The 18,797-nt window shown below is 59.9% G+C and carries 17 protein-coding genes; 9 read left to right on the plus strand and 8 right to left on the minus strand.

Annotated features, from left to right (window positions below; genetic code table 11):
- The first annotated feature begins 244 nt into the window (after positions 1–244).
- The gene (locus AC1RJ3_RS21025) at positions 245–1,264 is read left to right on the plus strand and encodes a branched-chain amino acid aminotransferase (RefSeq protein WP_347926971.1); all 1,020 of its coding nucleotides are present in this window, start codon (positions 245–247) and stop codon (positions 1,262–1,264) included.
- 56 nt (positions 1,265–1,320) lie between these two features.
- Here the strand turns inward: AC1RJ3_RS21025 and AC1RJ3_RS21030 are convergent, their stop codons facing one another.
- Complete coding sequence (locus AC1RJ3_RS21030) at positions 1,321–2,214, minus strand: LysR substrate-binding domain-containing protein (protein WP_493080292.1); 894 nt, start codon at positions 2,212–2,214, stop codon at positions 1,321–1,323.
- Between the two features lie 105 nt (positions 2,215–2,319).
- Here AC1RJ3_RS21030 and AC1RJ3_RS21035 point away from each other — a divergent pair, with 105 nt between their 5' ends.
- A complete protein-coding gene (locus AC1RJ3_RS21035; protein WP_493080294.1) occupies positions 2,320–2,928 on the plus strand; it encodes a LysE family translocator in 609 nt (202 codons plus the stop codon).
- 11 nt (positions 2,929–2,939) lie between these two features.
- On the opposite strand, the gene AC1RJ3_RS21040 is transcribed toward AC1RJ3_RS21035, so the two are convergent.
- Positions 2,940–3,710, minus strand: a complete 771-nt coding sequence (locus AC1RJ3_RS21040) for an ArsR/SmtB family transcription factor (RefSeq protein WP_347926974.1) — start codon at positions 3,708–3,710, stop codon at positions 2,940–2,942.
- Positions 3,711–3,791: 81 nt separating this feature from the next.
- On the opposite strand from AC1RJ3_RS21040, the gene AC1RJ3_RS21045 reads away from it, so the two are divergent.
- Positions 3,792–4,910, plus strand: a complete 1,119-nt coding sequence (locus AC1RJ3_RS21045; RefSeq protein ID WP_493080297.1) for a cytochrome P450 — start codon at positions 3,792–3,794, stop codon at positions 4,908–4,910.
- A gap of 29 nt (positions 4,911–4,939) precedes the next feature.
- Here the strand turns inward: AC1RJ3_RS21045 and dmeF are convergent, their stop codons facing one another.
- Together dmeF and AC1RJ3_RS21055 are read right to left on the minus strand one after the other, a co-directional pair.
- Positions 4,940–5,872, minus strand: a complete 933-nt coding sequence (gene dmeF / locus AC1RJ3_RS21050) for a CDF family Co(II)/Ni(II) efflux transporter DmeF (protein ID WP_493080299.1) — start codon at positions 5,870–5,872, stop codon at positions 4,940–4,942.
- A 14-nt stretch (positions 5,873–5,886) separates the two neighbouring features.
- The gene (locus tag AC1RJ3_RS21055) at positions 5,887–6,162 is read right to left on the minus strand and encodes a metal/formaldehyde-sensitive transcriptional repressor (RefSeq protein WP_493080301.1); all 276 of its coding nucleotides are present in this window, start codon (positions 6,160–6,162) and stop codon (positions 5,887–5,889) included.
- A 54-nt stretch (positions 6,163–6,216) separates the two neighbouring features.
- Here AC1RJ3_RS21055 and AC1RJ3_RS21060 point away from each other — a divergent pair, with 54 nt between their 5' ends.
- Positions 6,217–7,668, plus strand: a complete 1,452-nt coding sequence (locus tag AC1RJ3_RS21060; RefSeq protein WP_493080303.1) for an MFS transporter — start codon at positions 6,217–6,219, stop codon at positions 7,666–7,668.
- 182 nt (positions 7,669–7,850) lie between these two features.
- Here the strand turns inward: AC1RJ3_RS21060 and AC1RJ3_RS21065 are convergent, their stop codons facing one another.
- Both AC1RJ3_RS21065 and AC1RJ3_RS21070 read right to left on the minus strand, forming a co-directional pair.
- Positions 7,851–8,189 (minus strand): FKBP-type peptidyl-prolyl cis-trans isomerase, encoded by a 339-nt coding sequence (locus AC1RJ3_RS21065; protein ID WP_493080305.1) that lies wholly within the window; start codon positions 8,187–8,189, stop codon positions 7,851–7,853.
- 100 nt (positions 8,190–8,289) lie between these two features.
- Positions 8,290–8,598 carry an RcnB family protein gene (locus tag AC1RJ3_RS21070; protein WP_347926980.1) on the minus strand — a complete coding sequence of 103 codons (309 nt, stop codon included), beginning with the start codon at positions 8,596–8,598 and terminating at the stop codon, positions 8,290–8,292.
- A gap of 241 nt (positions 8,599–8,839) precedes the next feature.
- Here AC1RJ3_RS21070 and AC1RJ3_RS21075 point away from each other — a divergent pair, with 241 nt between their 5' ends.
- Positions 8,840–10,144 (plus strand): MFS transporter, encoded by a 1,305-nt coding sequence (locus AC1RJ3_RS21075; RefSeq protein ID WP_054597675.1) that lies wholly within the window; start codon positions 8,840–8,842, stop codon positions 10,142–10,144.
- Between the two features lie 25 nt (positions 10,145–10,169).
- Positions 10,170–10,946: a substrate-binding domain-containing protein gene (locus tag AC1RJ3_RS21080; protein ID WP_493080307.1), complete on the plus strand. Its 777-nt coding sequence runs from the start codon at positions 10,170–10,172 to the stop codon at positions 10,944–10,946.
- 14 nt (positions 10,947–10,960) lie between these two features.
- Here AC1RJ3_RS21080 and AC1RJ3_RS21085 read toward each other — a convergent pair whose 3' ends face one another.
- Entirely contained in the window at positions 10,961–11,878 is a 918-nt protein-coding gene (locus tag AC1RJ3_RS21085; RefSeq protein WP_103316663.1) for a LysR family transcriptional regulator, read from the minus strand.
- A gap of 195 nt (positions 11,879–12,073) precedes the next feature.
- Here AC1RJ3_RS21085 and AC1RJ3_RS21090 point away from each other — a divergent pair, with 195 nt between their 5' ends.
- A complete protein-coding gene (locus AC1RJ3_RS21090; RefSeq protein ID WP_493080309.1) occupies positions 12,074–13,882 on the plus strand; it encodes a monovalent cation:proton antiporter-2 (CPA2) family protein in 1,809 nt (602 codons plus the stop codon).
- 299 nt (positions 13,883–14,181) lie between these two features.
- Positions 14,182–15,285, plus strand: a complete 1,104-nt coding sequence (locus AC1RJ3_RS21095) for a DNA alkylation repair protein (RefSeq protein ID WP_493080311.1) — start codon at positions 14,182–14,184, stop codon at positions 15,283–15,285.
- A gap of 663 nt (positions 15,286–15,948) precedes the next feature.
- Here AC1RJ3_RS21095 and AC1RJ3_RS21100 read toward each other — a convergent pair.
- The gene (locus tag AC1RJ3_RS21100) at positions 15,949–16,842 is read right to left on the minus strand and encodes a LysR family transcriptional regulator (protein WP_054597680.1); all 894 of its coding nucleotides are present in this window, start codon (positions 16,840–16,842) and stop codon (positions 15,949–15,951) included.
- A 134-nt stretch (positions 16,843–16,976) separates the two neighbouring features.
- On the opposite strand from AC1RJ3_RS21100, the gene AC1RJ3_RS21105 reads away from it, so the two are divergent.
- On the plus strand, positions 16,977–18,629 hold the full coding sequence (locus tag AC1RJ3_RS21105; RefSeq protein ID WP_493080313.1) for a GMC family oxidoreductase: 1,653 nt from the start codon (positions 16,977–16,979) through the stop codon (positions 18,627–18,629).
- Positions 18,630–18,797 lie beyond the last annotated feature (168 nt).

Raw genomic sequence — 18,797 nt, forward strand, 5'->3', positions numbered from 1 at the left:
CCTGATACACCTCAGTATCCGGTTTTACCAGTGCTGCGCACTGGAACGGGAGCAAGCTCCCTCGCCACAGGGTTTCGAATAATGAAGGATCGGCGGCAAGTTTCGTGAGCGGGCTAAGAAATCTGCCAATCACCCGATAGTCCGGGCTGCGATTTAGGCCTGGAATGAAGTATTGTTGTCCCCATCCAGAAAAACGTCAGAAGCCTTGAACCATTCAGGCGATTGTTAAGTGATAGAGGGTGTCATGGGTAACGAAAGCATCAATTGGGACAAGCTGGGTTTTGACTACATCAAGACAGACAAGCGCTATTTGTCGCACTGGCGCGATGGCGCCTGGGACCAAGGCACCTTAACCTCCGATAACGTGCTGCACATCAGCGAAGGCTCCACTGCCCTTCACTATGGCCAGCAATGCTTCGAAGGCCTGAAGGCCTACCGCTGCAAGGATGGTTCGATCAACCTGTTCCGCCCGGACCAGAACGCCGCACGCATGCAGCGCAGCTGCGCTCGCCTGCTGATGCCGCAGGTCGACACCGAACAATTCGTCGAGGCCTGCAAGGCCGTGGTGCGTGCCAACGAGCGTTTCATTCCGCCGTACGGCACTGGCGGCGCGCTGTACCTGCGTCCGTTCGTGATCGGCGTGGGTGACAACATCGGCGTGCGTACCGCTCCCGAGTTTATCTTCTCGATCTTCTGCATCCCGGTCGGCGCCTATTTCAAAGGTGGCCTGACCCCACACAACTTCCTGATCTCCAGCTACGACCGCGCCGCGCCACAAGGCACCGGCGCTGCCAAGGTCGGTGGCAACTACGCCGCCAGCCTGATGCCTGGCTCCCAGGCCAAGAAGGCGCACTTCGCCGACTGCATCTACCTGGACCCGATGACCCACACGAAGATCGAAGAAGTCGGCTCTGCGAACTTCTTTGGTATCACCCAGGACAACAAATTCGTCACGCCGAAATCCCCTTCGGTATTGCCGGGTATCACCCGTCTGTCGTTGATCGAGCTGGCAAAATCGCGCCTGGGCATGGAAGTCGTTGAAGGCGACGTGTTCATCGACAAGATCAGCGACTTCAAGGAAGCCGGCGCCTGCGGTACTGCTGCGGTGATCACGCCGATCGGCGGCATCGAGTACAACGGCAAGCTGCACGTGTTCCACAGCGAAACCGAAGTTGGCCCGGTCACCCAGAAACTCTACAAAGAGCTGACTGGTGTGCAGACTGGCGACATCGAAGCGCCAGAAGGCTGGATCGTCAAGGTCTGATCCAGCGCTTGCGGCACTGAAAAGCCCACCCATCGCTTACGCGGTGGGTGGGCTTTTTATTGGCCGGCATCTACGTCGAGCCGGGCAAACAGCCATTTCAGAAACACCTGGGTCTGCTCTGTCACATCCGGCGCAACACCGAAGTAGTAACGCGGCAACGGCATACGCAAATCGGGCAATGGGCAAATCAGCCGGCCGCTCGGCAGGTCATCGCCCAGCAACGAGGCCGGACACAAGGCTATGCCCTGTCCCTCCACGGCAGCCTGAAGCACCGGCTGCATGTGATCGAACTGCAGCGTCATCTGAGTCGCTGACTGAGTTTCGCCGAACAACAGCGCCCAGTTGTGCCAGTCCTCACGGCGGGTCTTGGCGGTCAGCAAGGTATGTCGGCTGAGGGCGTTCAAGTCGTCGAGCGGCAGACGCTTGATCAGCGAAGGTGCCGCGACCAGCAGCAATTCGTCTTCAAACAGTACCTGAGCGTGAATGTCCGGCGCCCAGCCGTCGCGGCCCCGTCGAATAACGACGTCGAACCTGTCTCGTGCGTGATCGGGCGCCAGCGTGGACGTGACCACCTCGGGTTTGATCTCCGGGTGCAGCGCCATGAACTCCGCCAGCCTGGGTCTCAGCCAGCGCTGGGCAAAGGTCGGACGGACGTTGATCTTTACGGTACGCAGCGAAGCGTGTTGCTTGAGTGCCGCGGCGGCGTTGGCAATCTGTGACAGTCCAGCGCTGACCTGTTCATAGAAGCTCTGTCCAGCCGGGGTCAGCACCGATTGCCGGATGCGCCGTTCGAACAGCAGCACGCCCAGGTGTTCCTCAAGCCGTTTGATGTGACGGCTGACGGCACTGTGACTGACGTGCAGTTCCTCGGCCGCGAGGCTGAAGCTCTGATGACGAGCGGCGGCCGCGAAAGCGCGAACCGCATTCAAGGGAGGGAGTTGATTAATCATGCGTCTAATTTAGTCACATATGCCGTGCAATTAAAGCGTTTGTCACACCTCCATCGTCACGCCAATCTGCGGGCATGCAGCCGATGCCACCTGATGGAGTGAGAGATGAATAGCTACGGAGTGTTTTTACTGTTCGCCGCCCTGACCATTCTGAGTCCTGGGCCCGGCGTGGTGCTCACGCTGACCAACTCCTTGCGTCATGGCTGGACCGGCGCGCTGCCGGGTATCCTGGGCATCGCCCTCGGGGCCTTTGTCGTCGCCGGGATCAGCGCGACCAGCGTGGGCCTGATACTCGCGACCTCCGCGAGCGCGTTCACCGTGCTGAAATATGCCGGTGCCGCGTACCTCTTGTACTTGGGTTACAAAAGTTGGCGCACTGATCGTTTCATTCCTGAGCATGAAGTGAACTCGTCCGGCCCTGGGTATCGCTTCGTCGAAGCAGCATCGCTGCAGCTGTTGAACCCAAAAGCGGTGTTCTTCTTTCTCGCGGTGTTCCCGCAGTTCATCGATACCTCGACGCACTACTACAGCCAGTTTTTTAGCCTGGTCAGTTCCTACAGCCTGCTGGTGATCCTGATCCACGGCAGCTATGCGCTGCTCGCCAATGCAGCCAAAGGCTGGCTGTCCAGTCAAAAAGGTTCCTGGCTGGCGGCGAAGGTGTCAGGCGTTACGTTCGCCAGCTTCGGCGTGCTGATGGCCTCGGCCAGTCGATAGCGAATACGCCGTTATGGCGAAGGACTGACAACCGCGCGACTGCCTGACTCAGTGGCACTCCGCAGGTTCACCTTCGCCAGCGCCGGCAGTTCAATCGCGAATCTGGCCGTGATCTCTTTACGCCCGGTCGCCGTCAACGCCAGCGCTCGACTGTCCAGATCCTGTGTCAGCCATTTGCGCTTGATCGCCGTCTGCAACAACGCCGCGCCCAATGAGCCGCCGAGATGCGGGCGACGCATGCTCCAGTCGAGACAAGGGCAGGCAAAACGTCGACGCAGACTGTTCAAGGACTTCACGTCGATGCCCAACCCTTCGAAAAACCGCTCACCGGTTTCACTCAGCACGTGCTGCTGATCACCCTGCTCCGACACTGCCAACCAACCCGCTTCCAGCATCCGGTCATGCAGCAGCACGGCCAAGGTACCGGCCATATGGTCGTAGCAAGTGCGAGCAAATTGCAGGCGATCCGGGGTTCGGGGAGTAAAGGTTGGCGCGGCGTTTTGGCCGATCACCATCAGCGCTTCCAGGGCCTGGGCGACCCGTTGGTCCGCCAGGCTGTAATAACGATGACGCCCCTGAACATGCAGCCGCACCAAGGCAAGTTCCTTGAGTTTCGCCAAGTGGGCACTGGCGGTAGAGGCGCTGACGTCGGCGATCACGGCCAGTTCAGTACTGGTGCGCGCGTGGCCGTCCATCAGCGAGCAAAGGATTTTCGTTCGGGCCGGCTCGGCAATGGCTGCCGCCACTTGCGAGACGCCGATGTCGTGCTGCTCTACGTTCATATTTCGCTCCCTGACGAATCGTCGCCCTGCCCGACTGGAGATAGTAGCAACACTTTCCCCCCACGAATAAGGCAGCGCTTCATGGACCCGATCATCGCCGCGACACATACCGACCCCTACCCTTATTACGCCAGTCTGCGCGCCGACGGCGGACTTTCATTTCATCAAGGACTGAGTCTGTGGGTGGCCAGCAGCGCCCAGGCCGTTGCCGCCGTGCTGGCTCATCCTGACTGCAAGGTCCGACCGGCCCACGAACCAGTGCCCAACGCCATTGCACACGGCGCGGCTGGCAAGGTGTTTGGTCAATTGATGCGAATGAACGATGGCGAACGCCAGCGCTGCCCGAGGTCGGCCATACAGCCGGGACTTGAAGTGATCGACACCGATGAAGTCAGCGCACTGATGCGCGCCCGGTTGATCAGCTCTTCTGCTGACGGACTGCACAAGGCCATGTTCATGGGCCCGGTGTGCGTGGTCGCTGCGTTGCTCGGCTTTACGCCAGCCGAAGGTCGAACCCTCAGCAATCTGACGGCTGATTTCGTCGCGTGCCTGTCGCCGCTGAGCAACCCGGTTCAACTGGACACGGCCCATGCAGCGGCGGAACAGTTGAACGGTTACTTCATAGAACGCCTCAGCGCGCAGGATCACCAAAGCCCTCTACTTGAAGGGATTCGTCAACGCCAGGCAGACCCCGACACCCTGCGCGCCAACCTGATTGGCCTGCTTTCCCAGACCTATGAGGCCACTGCCGGATTGATCGGCAACGCGGTGCTGGCATTGATCCGTAATCCGCAGCTCAAGGCTGAAATGCAGCGCGACCCGGCGCGGGTCAAAGATCTGTTGGCGGAAGTCCAGCGCCATGACCCTTCGGTGCAGAACACCCGTCGCTTCGTCAGCGCGCCTTGTGAAATCGACGGCGTGAGTCTCAAACCCGGCGATGTCATCCTGGTACTGCTGGCCTCGGCCAACCGCGACCCACAGCTCAATGACAACCCGGACGCCTTGCTCCTCGACCGCCCAACCCGCCGCAGCTTCACCTTCGGCGCCGGCCGCCACCAGTGCCCCGGCCAGGCACTGGCCTTGAACATCGCCAGCGCCACGCTCAGCGAAATCCTGACGCACAACGATTTGCTCGATCAGCTTGCCTGGGAGTACCGCCCGTCACTGAATGGGCGCATTCCGGTGTTTCGCGAGCGGTGAGGGGTTCAGCGATGATCGCCAGCGACTGCTCAAGCGTTGCGATATTCAACCGTCAGGTGTGACAGCTCATGGACCGGGGCCAGTCGTTCTCGGATGGCATCGGCCGTGACGGCTGCCGAGGTCACGACGCTGACAATCGCTGCCCGGGCCTGCGGGCCTACGCGCCAGACATGCAGGTCGGTGATGCTGACATCGCCTGTCGACTCCAGCAGCTCACGAACTTCGGCGGCAACGTGTTCATCGGTCGTGTCCAGCAGCACTGCGGCGCTGTCTCGCATCAAGCCATAGGCCCAATTGGCGATGACGACTGCGCCGACGATACCCATCACCGGGTCCAGCCAGACCCAACCCAGATAACGACCAGCCAACAACGCAGCGATTGCCAGCACGGAAGTCATCGCATCGGCCAGCACATGGACATAAGCCGAACGCAGATTGTTGTCGTGATGATGACCGTGACCGTGACCGTGACCGTGACCGTGACCGTGGTCATGATGCGCAAAGTTGCCGGCCAGTAAAAGCGCGCTGACGATGTTCACGGCCAGGCCCACTACGGCGATCAGTGTTGCCTCGGTGAAAGCCACGGTAGTCGGTTGAAACAACCGCATGACGGACTCTACAGCAATGAAGATCGAGACCAGCCCCAGCACCATGGCCGAGGCGAAGCCCGCCAGATCCCCTACTTTGCCCGTACCAAAACTGTAGCGCGCATTACCGGCGTTTCGTCTGGCAAACCCGTAGGCAATTGCGGTAATGCCCAGCGCACCGACGTGGGTGGCCATATGGAAACCATCCGCCAACAGCGCCATGGAACCGGTGATGTAACCGGCAATGATCTCGCCAACCATCATGACGAACGTCAGCGCGACGACCCACAGCGTACGTCTGGCATTCTCATCGTGGGTGGCCGCCAGGAACATGTGATCGTGGGAATAACGTGAAACCTGAGGTGTACTGCTCATGGGTTGCATGACCTTCAATTTGAATAACGACGAATGGCTTGCAGCAACTCTTCAAGGCCTTCGGCGCGTTCATGATCGCTGAGCTCGGGGCTGGCCACGTGTTCACGGGCGTGGGCTTCGATGAACTGGTCCATCAGACCGTTGACCGCGCCACGGATTGCCGCGACCAGATGCAGGGTCTTGGCGCAGTCGGCTTCCGACTCCAATGCCCGCTCGACGGCTTGAACCTGGCCGGCGATACGACGAACCCGCTTCAGCAGATCGTCCTTGTGTTCGTGAATGTGCGACATACCCATACCCCCTATACCTATCTACGGAAAGAATAGTCGTCGATCACGTCAATATTGGCAACCCTGCATTCACCCAATGGTCATGGGATATGCCGCGGAACAGCGCTAGAACAAGTTGAGTTTGTTTCAGGGGCCGCGTCGACCTGTACTCTTGAACGTTCCTGCTTGCGCAGTCGCCCTATCCCGATCAAAGGAATGTCAATGAGTGCAAATTTTTCAGGCATTACGTGGGGCTTTCCCGGCATCGACCGGCGTCTGCTGAAAGTGCAATTCAGTTTTTTGCTGATGGTTCTGGGAGGACGGTGCAATCAACTGGCGGTGGCCTGGTGGACCTTGCAGGAAACAGGCTCTGCGCTCTATTTCGCCAACATGATTGCCTGTTCCATCGCGGCGGAAGTGTTAGCCAAACCCGTGCTGGGATGGCTGGGGGACAAGTACAACAAAATCCTGATAATCAAGCTGGCCTCATGCATCAGCCTGCTGACAGCGCTGTTGATGGTGGTGCTGTCCGCCACGGGGTCGTTCAACCCCTGGACCGTGGGCGCACTGATGATGATCAGCAGTGCGATCGTCGGCGTACGCGACCCTCTCCAGGCGTCGATCATTCCTTTGTTTGCAGACGACGATAAAGTCTCCCTGGCCTTTCGGACCAAAAGCGTGATGTCGTCCTTTTCCATTCTGCTGGGGCCGGTGTTGGCCAGCGGGCTGATTTACAGGTTGGGTATCACCTTCGCCTTTGCCGCCGACTTTTTTGCGATTCTCATCGCCGGGACGTTGATCGCGACCATCCCGAGCCACATCGGTGCCACTGGCCAAGACGAAAAAGCCCCGGGTGCCAGTGGCTTCAGCATGATCTATTCCGGCTTCAAAGTGGTTTACGGAGTGAAAGTCGAGTTTTACCTGGCCATCATTGCAATGCTGATCAACTTTGCCCTGTTTCCGTTCTTCACCATCCTGATCCCTCTGTACGTAAAGGACGTCATCCAGTACCCGGTCACTTACATCGGTCTTCTGGATTCGTGCTTCGGGCTGGGCATTCTGGCGGGCAGTTACAAGATCATCGGCTGGTTATCCGACCGGGTCCCCCGTGACATGTGTGTGTCCGCAGGTTTTGCATTACTGGGGGGCAATCTGGTGGCAGTCGGCACCGTTTCATCGTCGTTCATCGTGCCCGTGGCCTTCTTCTGCGGCGGCGTCGGCCTGATGTTGATCAACATCCCCACCTCCGCTGTGAGGTTGCTGGCGACGCCAAAGCTCCATCGCAACCGGATTTTTGCCACGGTTTCATTTCTGTCTGCGGCGGCTAGCCCCTTGGGCAGTTTCGCGATGAATACCCTGATCGCCTATCTGGGGGTTGCACTGACAATCACGCTGCTGGGCGTCATGGTGCTGCTGTTGTCTCTGCTGGTCTTTCTGGTACCCGACTTCAAAACGTTCATGCGTTCCCAGGATACGCAGCTCAATGATGCCTATCTGGACAAATACCCTGAAGCGTTTGCGCACTGACGTGCTTCGCCATGCCTCTGCCTCTTACAAACGGAGTTGCCTTTCACTATGCCGGACTTCAAGGGCCGATCTGAAATCCGCTCTACCCCGAACGCCGCTACCGACCGTTGCGTGCGCGGTTGCTCACCGAGTTTCTCAGCGAGCGAATCTGCCATTTACCGGGGTTCGAGGCGTAACAGTGGTCAGTCGTCGCGGGTCAGCACTTCGAGCAATTCAATCTCGAAAACCAGGTTGGAATTGGGCGGGATGGCGCCCATCGAGCGCTCGCCATACCCCAGGTGTGCCGGCACCAGCAACTTGCGCTTGCCGCCGACCTTCATGCCCATCAAGCCCTGATCCCAGCCCTTGATCACTCGGCCGCTGCCGATCACGCATTGAAAGGGTTTACCGCGCTCCCAGGAAGAATCGAACGGCGTACCGTCCTCCAGAAAACCGCGGTACTGGGTGGTAATCAAGGCGCCTTTGACGGCGACTTTGCCGTCACCCAGTTCAAGGTCGATGACCTGCAATTCTTCGTTCATTACTGCTCTCTCGTTCGCGGTGACCGTAAACACGGTCCGCGTTTTCTCAGATTTCGCGCTGCAGGGCAATCCTGTTGAAGACGCTGATGCAGGCACCCGCTCAACGCTCTATCGGCATGACCGCCAGAATCTGCCCGTTGGTGGTCTGCACCAGCATGTACTTGTCGTTGATTTGCACCCACTGGCTCTGACTTTGCGGGGTATTCAAGCCGCGTCTTTTCCAGTCGACCAGGGCTTTTTCGCTGCGGGTGTAGACGTCCGGCGCCTGGTCGCCGACGTGCAGGTTGCGGGCATTGATTGGCGCCGACTGGACGATAGTTTGCAGGGTATCGGCGGCCAGGACCGTCGGGCAGATAACTGCAAGACTCACAAGCACCGCCATGGCAGCCAGATTTCTTTGACGCAGCATCGGTATTTCTCCAGTGAATGGGTGACACCCGCTCTAGGACCGCCATTGCGTCCGGTCATTCGAAACGCTCACACCTCACTGTAGCGATGATTCTGCGATTGATCTCACCGCAGTGATAATCCATACGCATCAATGGATGTTAAATATGCACTTATCATATCGATCGACCTGCCCCAGTATCCGGCCTTAATAATATCCATGCGCCACGTTGCGCATGTCATAAAAGCGCGGGAGACACAACATGCAGGCTACAACCCATCCGCCAGCGACATCCGCTCGCAGCAAAGTCAGTGCAATTTTCCGGGTCACCTCGGGCAACTTCCTGGAACAGTTCGACTTCTTCCTCTTCGGTTTCTACGCCACCTATATTGCGGCGGCGTTCTTCCCTGCCAGCAGCGAATTCGCCTCGCTGATGATGACCTTCGCAGTGTTTGGCGCAGGTTTTCTGATGCGTCCTTTGGGCGCGGTGATTCTTGGTGCCTACATCGATGATGTCGGCCGCCGCAAAGGGTTGATCGTCACCCTGTCGATCATGGCCAGCGGCACGATTCTGATTGTGCTGGTGCCCGGCTACGAGACCATCGGTCTGTTCGCTCCGGCGCTGGTGTTGATCGGCCGTCTGCTTCAAGGCTTCTCCGCCGGTGCGGAACTGGGCGGCGTGTCGGTGTACCTGGCGGAAATCGCCACGCCGGGCCGCAAGGGCTTTTTCACCAGTTGGCAGTCGGCCAGCCAGCAAGTGGCGATCGTCGTTGCTGCGGCGCTGGGCTATGCGCTGAACCAATGGATGCCGGCGACAGTGGTTGCCGACTGGGGCTGGCGCATTCCATTTTTCGTCGGTTGCATGATCGTGCCGTTTATTTTCCTGCTGCGGCGCAGCCTTGAAGAAACCGCAGAGTTCACCGCCCGCCGCCACCGCCCAAGCATGCGTCAGGTGTTCGGCACCTTGCTGCAAAACTGGCAGATCGTGATCGCCGGGATGCTGATGGTGGCGCTGACCACCACCGCGTTTTACCTGATCACCGTGTACGCGCCGACCTTTGGCAAAACCGTGCTGCACCTGAGCACTTCCGATGCGCTACTGGTGACCTTGCTGGTCGGCGTGTCGAACTTCTGCTGGCTACCACTGGGTGGCGCACTGTCGGACCGCATCGGTCGGCGCCCGGTGCTGGTGGCGATGACCCTGCTGACCTTGGCCACGGCCTACCCGGCATTGACGTATCTGGTCCAGGCACCGAGCTTCATCAACATGCTGTTGGTGCTGCTGTGGTTGTCGTTCATCTACGGTTTGTACAACGGCGCCATGGTTGCAGCGCTGACCGAAATCATGCCGGTGGAAGTCCGCGTGGCCGGTTTCTCCCTGGCCTACAGCCTGGCGACCGCAGTATTCGGCGGCTTCACCCCAGCGATTTCGACCTTCCTGATTCAGTACTCCGGCGACAAAGCCGCCCCCGGTTACTGGATGAGTTTCGCCGCGCTGTGTGCGTTGTGCGCAACGCTGTACCTGTACCGGCGCTCGACCGGTCGTTTACAAGTCGCCGTGCAATAAGCCAACCCCAGACAGAGAGGTATCGATGAAAAAATTACTGAACCTTGCGGCGCTGACCCTGATCGGCGCCCTGGGCCTGAGCAGCGTTGCCCAGGCTGAAGAGCTGCACGTGATGACCTCCGGTGGCTTCACGGCCGCCTATAAAGTACTCGGTCCGAAGTTCGCCGCCGCCACCGGCAACACCCTCGATACGGCGCTTGGCCCGTCGATGGGCAAGGCGCCTGAAGCGATCCCCAACCGGTTGGCCCGTGGCGAGCACGCCGATGTGGTGATCATGGTCGGCTACGCCCTGGATGAGTTGATCAAGCAAGGCAAGGTCTTGCCCGGGTCACGGGTTGAACTGGCCGATTCGAGGATTGGCCTGGTGGTGCGCGAGGGTGCGGCGAAGCCGGATATCAGCTCGGTCGAAGGGCTGACGACGACATTGCTCAATGCCAAATCCGTGGCCTACTCCGACAGCGCCAGCGGCGTGTACATCCAGGATCAGCTGTTCAAGCGCCTGGGGATCGAGCCGCAGCTCAAAGCCAAATCGACCATGGTGCCTAAAATCCCGGTGGCTTCTGTGGTTGCCACGGGCGACTACCAATTGGGCTTTCAACAGGTCAGTGAATTGCTCCCGGTGCCCGGCGTGACCTTCGTCGGCAAGATTCCGGAATCCGTGCAGTCAGTGACACGCTTCGCCGCCGGCATTCCGGTTGGTGCGCAACATCCGGTGCAAGCCAAGGCCTTGCTCGACTACCTCGCCTCCCCGGCCGCCCAGCCAGATGTCAAGGCAACCGGACTGGACTCGGTCAGCCGTTAAGCCTGATACCGGCCTCAGCCAATCCAGGCTGAGGCCGGTTTGACCTTCATTTCAATAATCAGCCGTTCCAGCTCCAGCGCCGCCGGCGTCAGCGTCCGTCCCCGACGCTTGAGCAGGCCGACGCTGCGCATCACTTGCGGATCCGTCAGCGGTACGTGAGTCAGAATCGGGTGGTCACTGCCGGGCATCGCCATCAACGGCACCGCAGCAATACCCAGCCCGGCTTCAACCAGACCGATCATAGTGGTGACGTGTCGGGTTTCGCAGATGCTCTGACGCGCCGGCACAATCCCGCTCAACGCCTGATCCAGCAGAAAGCGATTGCCCGACGTCTTGTCGAGGGAGATGTAATCCTGCTGGTACAGCTCGCTCCAGCTCACACTGGCGCGGTTGGCCAAGGCGTGGTCACGCCGGCAAGCGACCACATAACGTTCCTGCACCAGCGGTTCGAACTCGACGTCGGCCTCCAGCGTGCCCATGAAACTCAAGCCGAAATCCGCCTCGCCATTGACCACTGCGCTCAGCACGTCATGGGCGCTGGAGTCGAGCACCTTGACCTTGATTCGTGGAAATCGCTGATGGTATTGGGCGACCACCCGCGGCATGAAGTAATAGGCCGCCGACGGCACGCAGGCCACAGTGACGTAGCCCAAACGGGTCGACGCCACGTCGCTGATCCCCAGCAACGCCACATCCAGGTCATCCAGCAACCGGTCGACACTCGGCGCAAACGCGCGCCCTGCCTGGGTCAGGCTAACGCGGCGAGTGGTGCGCTCGAACAGTTTGACGCCCAGTGCGTCTTCGAGCTTTTCAATCCGTCGACTCAGCGCCGGCTGGGAGATGCGCACCGCGTCGGCGGCCTTGCGAAAGCTGCCCTGCTCGACCACGGCGCGAAAAGCCTGCAAGTCATTCAGGTCGAAGTTGATGGCCATGAAGCGCACTCAGCGGCAAACGAATTGATCAGCTTATCCTATGAATGTAACAAACTGATGCAAAATGTAACGCGAAAATCCGCAATAGACGGCACTCATGACTGACTGATGCCGGCCCAGCCTTTATCCTTGTCGCCTTTCCAACCCATGATTGTCTGCAATTTTTGTTGTTCGACGTTTTCCCAGGAGTAAGCCATGCCCCATGAAGGCAACCTGTTGCAAGCCGCTGTCGTCTTTCTGTTCGCGGCGGTGCTCACCGTGCCTTTGGCCAAACGCCTGCAACTGGGCGCGGTGTTGGGCTATCTGCTGGCCGGCGTCATCATTGGGCCGTCGGTGCTGGGGTTGATCGGCAACCCGCAAAGTGTCAGCCATATTTCCGAGCTCGGCGTGGTGTTGCTGCTGTTCATCATTGGTCTTGAGCTGTCTCCGCGACGGTTATGGGTGATGCGCAAAGCGGTGTTTGGCGTCGGTCTGGCGCAAGTGCTGCTGACCGGTTCGGTGATCGGCGTGCTGGCGTTCTACGTGTTCGGCCAGGCGCTCAATAGCGCGATCGTGCTCGGCCTGGGGCTGGCGTTGTCGTCCACCGCCTTCGGCCTGCAAAGCCTGGCTGAACGCAAGGAACTGACCAGCCCGCACGGGCGACTGGCGTTTGCGATTCTGCTGTTTCAGGACATCGCCGCGATCCCGCTGATCGCCATGGTGCCACTGCTCGCTGGCGGTGATCACAGCACGTCCGCCGCTGACGATTTGAACCATGTCCTGCGGGTGCTGGGCAGCATTGCAGTGGTGGTGATCGGCGGGCGTTACCTGTTGCGGCCGGTGTTTCGTGTGGTCGCCAAAACCGGTCTGCCGGAAGTCTCGACCGCCACCGCGCTGCTGGTGGTGATCGGCACTGCCTGGCTGATGGACCTGGTCGGCGTGTCGATGGCACTCGGCGCATTCCTCGCCGGCCTGCTGCTGGCGGACTCGGAATACCGCCATGAACTGGAAGCGCAAATCGAACCATTCAAAGGCCTGCTGCTGGGGCTGTTTTTCATCAGCGTCGGCATGGGCGCCAACATCAGCCTGCTGTTCAGCGCCCCAGCGACGGTGCTGGGCCTGACCCTGCTGCTGATCATGCTCAAGCTGCCGATGCTGTTTGTCGTCGGGCGACTGGCCGGAGGTTTGAACCGGCTGAGTGCGTTGCGCTTGGGCATCGTGCTGGCGGCGGGTGGTGAATTTGCGTTCGTGGTGTTCAAGATCGGCCGCGACCAAGGCCTGTTCGACCCACGGATGTACGACCTGCAGGTGCTGACCATCACCCTGTCGATGGCCGTGACCCCGCTGTTGCTGCTGATGTGCGGCCGACTGGTGAAATCGAAAGTCCAACCCGTTGCCGTGCCGCCGCACCTGCGTGAAATCGACACCGACGCCCCGCGCGTAGTCATCGCCGGCCTGGGCCGTATGGGACAGATCGTCGCGCGGATCCTGCGGGCACAGAAAATCCAGTTCGTCGCCCTCGATACATCGGTGGAAACCATCGAGCTGTCGCGCAGTTTTGGCGGTGTGCCGGTGTTCTATGGCGATCCGATGCGCCCGGAAATACTCCATGCGGCCAAGGTCGGGCAGGCGGAATACTTTGTGATTGCCACCGATGACCCGGACACCAACATCAAGACCGCCGAACTGGTGCGCAAACTCTACCCGCACATGAAAATCATCGCCCGTGCGCGTAACCGTCAGCATGTGCACCGGTTGGTCGACCTCGGCGCCGAGGCGATCCGCGAAACCTATTATTCAAGCCTGGAAATGAGTCGCCGGACCCTGATCGGTCTGGGCCTGAGCCAGACCCAGGCCGACGCCCGCATCGAGCGTTTCAAGCATCACGACGAACAAGTGCTCGAAGCCCAGCACGCGATCTACGACGATGCCGCGAAAGTCATGCAAAGCGCCCAGGAAGCCCGAGCCGAACTGGCGCGGTTGTTCGAGGCGGATCGGATTGAGGAAGAAACGGGGCAGCATTGAGGATGCTCATCGCGGCATAGGTATCTACGCAATTTTGAAGTACGGTGAAGGACTATGTCCGTAGCAGCTGCCGAGCCTGCGAGGCTGCGTTCGAGGCGGACCGCGATCGGGCGAAGTCCTCGCAAATCCTAGTTCGACGTTTTACCTGGAAGAACGCATTGCCTGATTTAACGACTGCTGCGCAGCCGAACGCAGCCTCGCAGGCTCGGCAGCTGCTACGGGAGTTAGAACACAGAAATGTATAGATACTTATGCCCATCGCGGCCTATCCGGTAACCGATTTTTCAAAGGAGTCCTTGATGAGCACCGTCGAGCAATCCTCCCCCGCCCTGAAGGAAATCTTCAACACCGAGCGCTTGCAACACATCGCCAGCGAAATGCACGCGGTGTACCCGGCGTTCAACGCCAAGGCGTTCCTGAAACTCGCCAATGAAGGCCTGGCCGAGTTGTCGGTGATGCAGCGCATGGCGCGGGTCGGTGAATGCCTGCACGCGGTGTTGCCGCTGAGCTATGAGCAGACACTGGAAATCCTGCGCCCGCTCGCACCACGCTTGAACAGCGGCTTCGTCAGCATGTTCCTGCCTCAGTACGTCGCCACTTATGGTGCCCACGCGTTCGAGCTGTCGATGGACGCGCTCAAGTACTTCACCACGTTCGGTTCCTCGGAGTTCGCGATCCGGCATTTCCTGCGCAGCGACTTCGAACGCTCACTGGCACTGATGCACGACTGGTCGCTGGACGACAACGAACACGTCCGCCGCCTGGCCAGCGAAGGCAGTCGCCCGCGCCTGCCGTGGTCGTTTCGCCTCGAACCGGTACAAGCCGACCCGACGCTGGCAGCAGCAATCCTCGACAACCTCAAGGCCGACAGCAGCCTTTACGTGCGCAAGTCGGTGGCCAACCACCTCAACGACATCACCAAAGACCACCCCGAGTGGGTGCTGAACCTGATCGAAGGCTGGTCGCTGGAAAACCCGCGCACCGCGTGGATCGCCAAACACGCCCTGCGCAGCCTGATCAAACAGGGCAACCAACGGGCACTGGCCATTATCGGCGCTGGCGGCAAGCCCGAGGTCCAGATCCATAACCTCAAGGTTGAACCGGCGGTGATCAGTCTCGGCGAGACCGTAAAGCTCTCGTTCGACCTTCATTCAACCGCCAGTGACAACCAGCGACTGGTGGTCGATTACGCCATCGACTACGTCAAAGCCTCAGGCGCTACCTCGGCGAAAGTCTTCAAACTCAAGGGCCTCACCCTGCCCGCCCACGCCCGCCAAACCCTCAGCCGCACCCAGCAGATCCGCGAGCTGACCACCCGCAAACATTACGCAGGCACGCATGCGGTACACATCATGGTCAATGGCGAGCGACTGGGAAGCACCGCGTTCGAAATTACCCCGTAATCCCGGAGCAGGCACGCGCCTAGCCCTAGCCAGCGATGGGGTCGGTAAAATCACTACCGCCAGCAAGCCGCGCTCCCGCAGTTTTGATTGGTGTACATCTGCGGGAGATGGGTCGGCTGTCAGGCTGCCATCGCAGGCAAGCCAGCTCCCACACTTTTGATTGGGGTACATCCGCAAAAGATAGGCCGGCTGCCAGGTCATCATCGCGGGCAAGCCCGGCTCCCACAAAAAAGGCAAAAAGGCAAAAAGGCAAAAAGGCAAAGCAGCGCATACCGTCGCCTTCACCACTCAACAGGCCGAGCGTTAGCTCGCCTGCCGCTGTTGATCTTGATCCACCCGCCCCTTCGGGAGGCCGAGCGGAGGTGTTCATCAGGAGGTTGGCGCGTAGCGCCGTACGGCGTAGCCGGACACATCGAGAGGAGGTCGTCGCGAAGCAGACCGTAGGCGATGCCTCCTGATGAATACCGTAGCGAGGGAACGCCGAGCCTAAGCGAGGTGCCGTACGCTTGGGGCGAAGCCTTTTGGTTCCTTTTTGGCGTTTGAAAAAGGGACTCGCTGTAAGAGCGAAACCATAAGTCGCCGTTACCACAGGAATGGATATGTACACCTGCGAGAGATAGGCCGGCTATCAGGCCGCCTGGACCAAAAAATCGCAGCCTACACTTAAGAGCCGGGCCCAAGCAGCAGCGCCTGCTCGCGATCACACAACCCCACCACATAATCCCACAACACCCGCAACCGCACCGACTTGTGCAACTCACGCCGGGTACTGATCCAGTAACTACGCTGAATACTTTCAGCCGGTAACAGCGGCACCAGTTCCGGATCATGGCTGGCCATGTAACACGGCAACACCGCAATCCCCAACCCCGAGCGCGCCGCCTGCTGCTGGGCAATCACACTGGTACTGTGAAACACCACCTGAGGACTGCGGCAAAAACTGTTGAGAAACATCAATTCCTGACTGAACAACAGATCGTCGACGTAACCGATCCAGGCATGCCGCGCCAGGTCCTCACGGCTGCGCAACGGCGGCGAACGGTCGAGGTAAGCCTGACTGGCGTAAAGCGCCAAACGGTAATCAGTGAGCTTGCGAGTGACCAGCATGTCAGCCGCCGGGCGCTCCAGATGAATACTGATCTCGGCTTCGCGATTGAGGATACTGACGAAACGCGGCACCGCCACCAACTCCACTTCCAGCCCCGGATAGCGATCAAACAAACCCTGCATGCGACTGGCGAGAAACATGATCCCCAAGCCTTCGGTCACCCCGACGCGAATCTTGCCCAGCGGCGCACTGGACTGGGTGATCTCCTCCTGCGCCAGCAAGGCGACATTCTCCATGGCTTCAGCATGTTTGAGCAGCGCTTCGCCAGCCGGGGTCAGTTGGTAACCCTGGGCTTGCTGGACAAACAGCGCGGTGCCGAGGCTCGTTTCAATCGCCTCGATGTGTCGCGCCACCGTAGCGTGGGTGGTTTTCAAACGCCGGGCGGCGGTCAGCAAGCGGCCGCTGCGTTGCAATTCGAGAAAAAACCGCAAGTCATTCCAGTCGAACATCAGCCTTCCTTACATGCGTGGGAGTTGATCACTGTTTAAAAACGCACAGCAGCTGAGCAAAAACTAACATTCTTTTGCCGAAAACTAACAACTAGGATGGATCCCAATAAGAACAACACGCTGCGAGGTCATGGATGCAACCTGCCGTTGATGCATACGATTACATCGTGGTCGGCGCCGGACCGGCCGGCTGCCTGCTGGCCAATCGACTCTCCGCCAACCCGCAGCACCGGGTGTTGCTGCTTGAAGCCGGCGGGCGCGATAACTACCCGTGGATTCACATACCCGTCGGTTACCTGTACTGCATCGGCAACCCGCGCACCGACTGGTGCTTCAAGACCGAAGCGCAAACCGGCCTGCAAGGCCGCAGCCTGAGTTATCCACGCGGCAAGGTGCTGGGCGGCAGCTCATCGATCAACGGCATGATCTACATGCGCGGCCAGGCCGGCGATTACGACCGCTGGGCCGCCGAAGGCAACCCCGGCTGGAGCTGGAACAACGTACTGCCACTGTTCAAACAGAGCGAAAACCATTTTGCCGGTGACTCGGCGTTTCACGGCGCCGCCGGTGAATGGCGCGTCGAGCGCCAGCGGCTGTCGTGGCCGATTCTCGACGCCTTCCGCAGCGCCGCCGAACAAAGCGGCATCGCCAGCGTCGATGATTTCAACCAGGGCGACAACGAAGGCTGCGGCTACTTCCAGGTGAATCAGAAAGCCGGGGTGCGCTGGAATGCTGCCAAGGCCTTTCTCAAACCGGTTCGCCGCCGACCAAACCTTACCGTCCTGACCGGTGTCGACGTCGACCGTGTGCTGCTGGAAAACGGCCGGGCATCCAGGGTCAGCGCCCGCTGGCAAGGCCAGGAAAAAACCTTTGCGGCCCGCCGGGAGATCATCCTCAGCGCCGGTTCAGTCGGTTCGCCGAGCATCCTGCAACGTTCCGGCATCGGCCCGGGCGACCTACTCAAACGCCTGGGTATCGGCGTCGCCCACGAACTCAATGGCGTGGGAGGCAACCTGCAGGATCACTTGCAGTTGCGGCTGATCTATAAGCTGGAAAACGCCCGGACCCTGAACCAGATCGCCGGCAGCCTGTGGGGCAAAATCGGCATGGGCCTGCGCTATCTGTACGACCGCAGTGGCCCGCTGTCGATGGCCCCCAGTCAACTCGGCGCTTTCGCCCGCTCCGGACCGGAACAAACCTCGGCGAACCTCGAATACCACGTCCAGCCGCTCTCGCTCGAACGCTTTGGCGAACCCTTGCATGCGTTCCCGGCGTTTACCGCGTCGGTCTGCGACCTGCGCCCGCAAAGCCGTGGCCGCGTCGAGATTCGCTCGGCCGACCCGCAACAGCCGCCGCTGATTCAACCCAATTACCTGAGCCATCCCGAAGACCTGCGCGTAGCCGCCGATGCGATTCGCCTGACCCGGCGCATCGTTGCCGCACCGGCCTTGCAACCGTTCAACCCGGTCGAATACCTGCCGGGCGCGGCCTTGCAAAGCGAAGAACAACTGCACGAAGCCGCCGCGCGCATCGGCACGACGATTTTCCATCCGGTCGGTACCTGCCGCATGGGCAACGATGCCGATGCCGTGGTCGATGCCCAGTTGCGGGTTCACGGCATTCCCGGATTGCGTATCGCCGATGCGTCGATCATGCCGCACATCACCTCGGGCAATACCTGTTCACCAACACTGATGATCGCCGAAAAAGCGGCGCAGCTGATTCTCGCCGCATCGACCTGGAACGCTACCGCGGAAATAGAACGGGTCACCGAGCCGCACCTGTAGGAGCCGAGCTTGCTCGCGATGAACGATGACGCGGATCACCGGATACACCGCGTCGCCTGCATCGCGAGCAAGCTCGGCTCCTACGAGGACCGTGCAATACCAGCAGGAGCAGCACCAGCCCATACGGCCGGCGCTGACAGTGGAACAACAATAAATAAACACTGTGAG

It is taken from the genome of Pseudomonas sp. GW822-FHT04C11 (assembly GCF_058800905.1).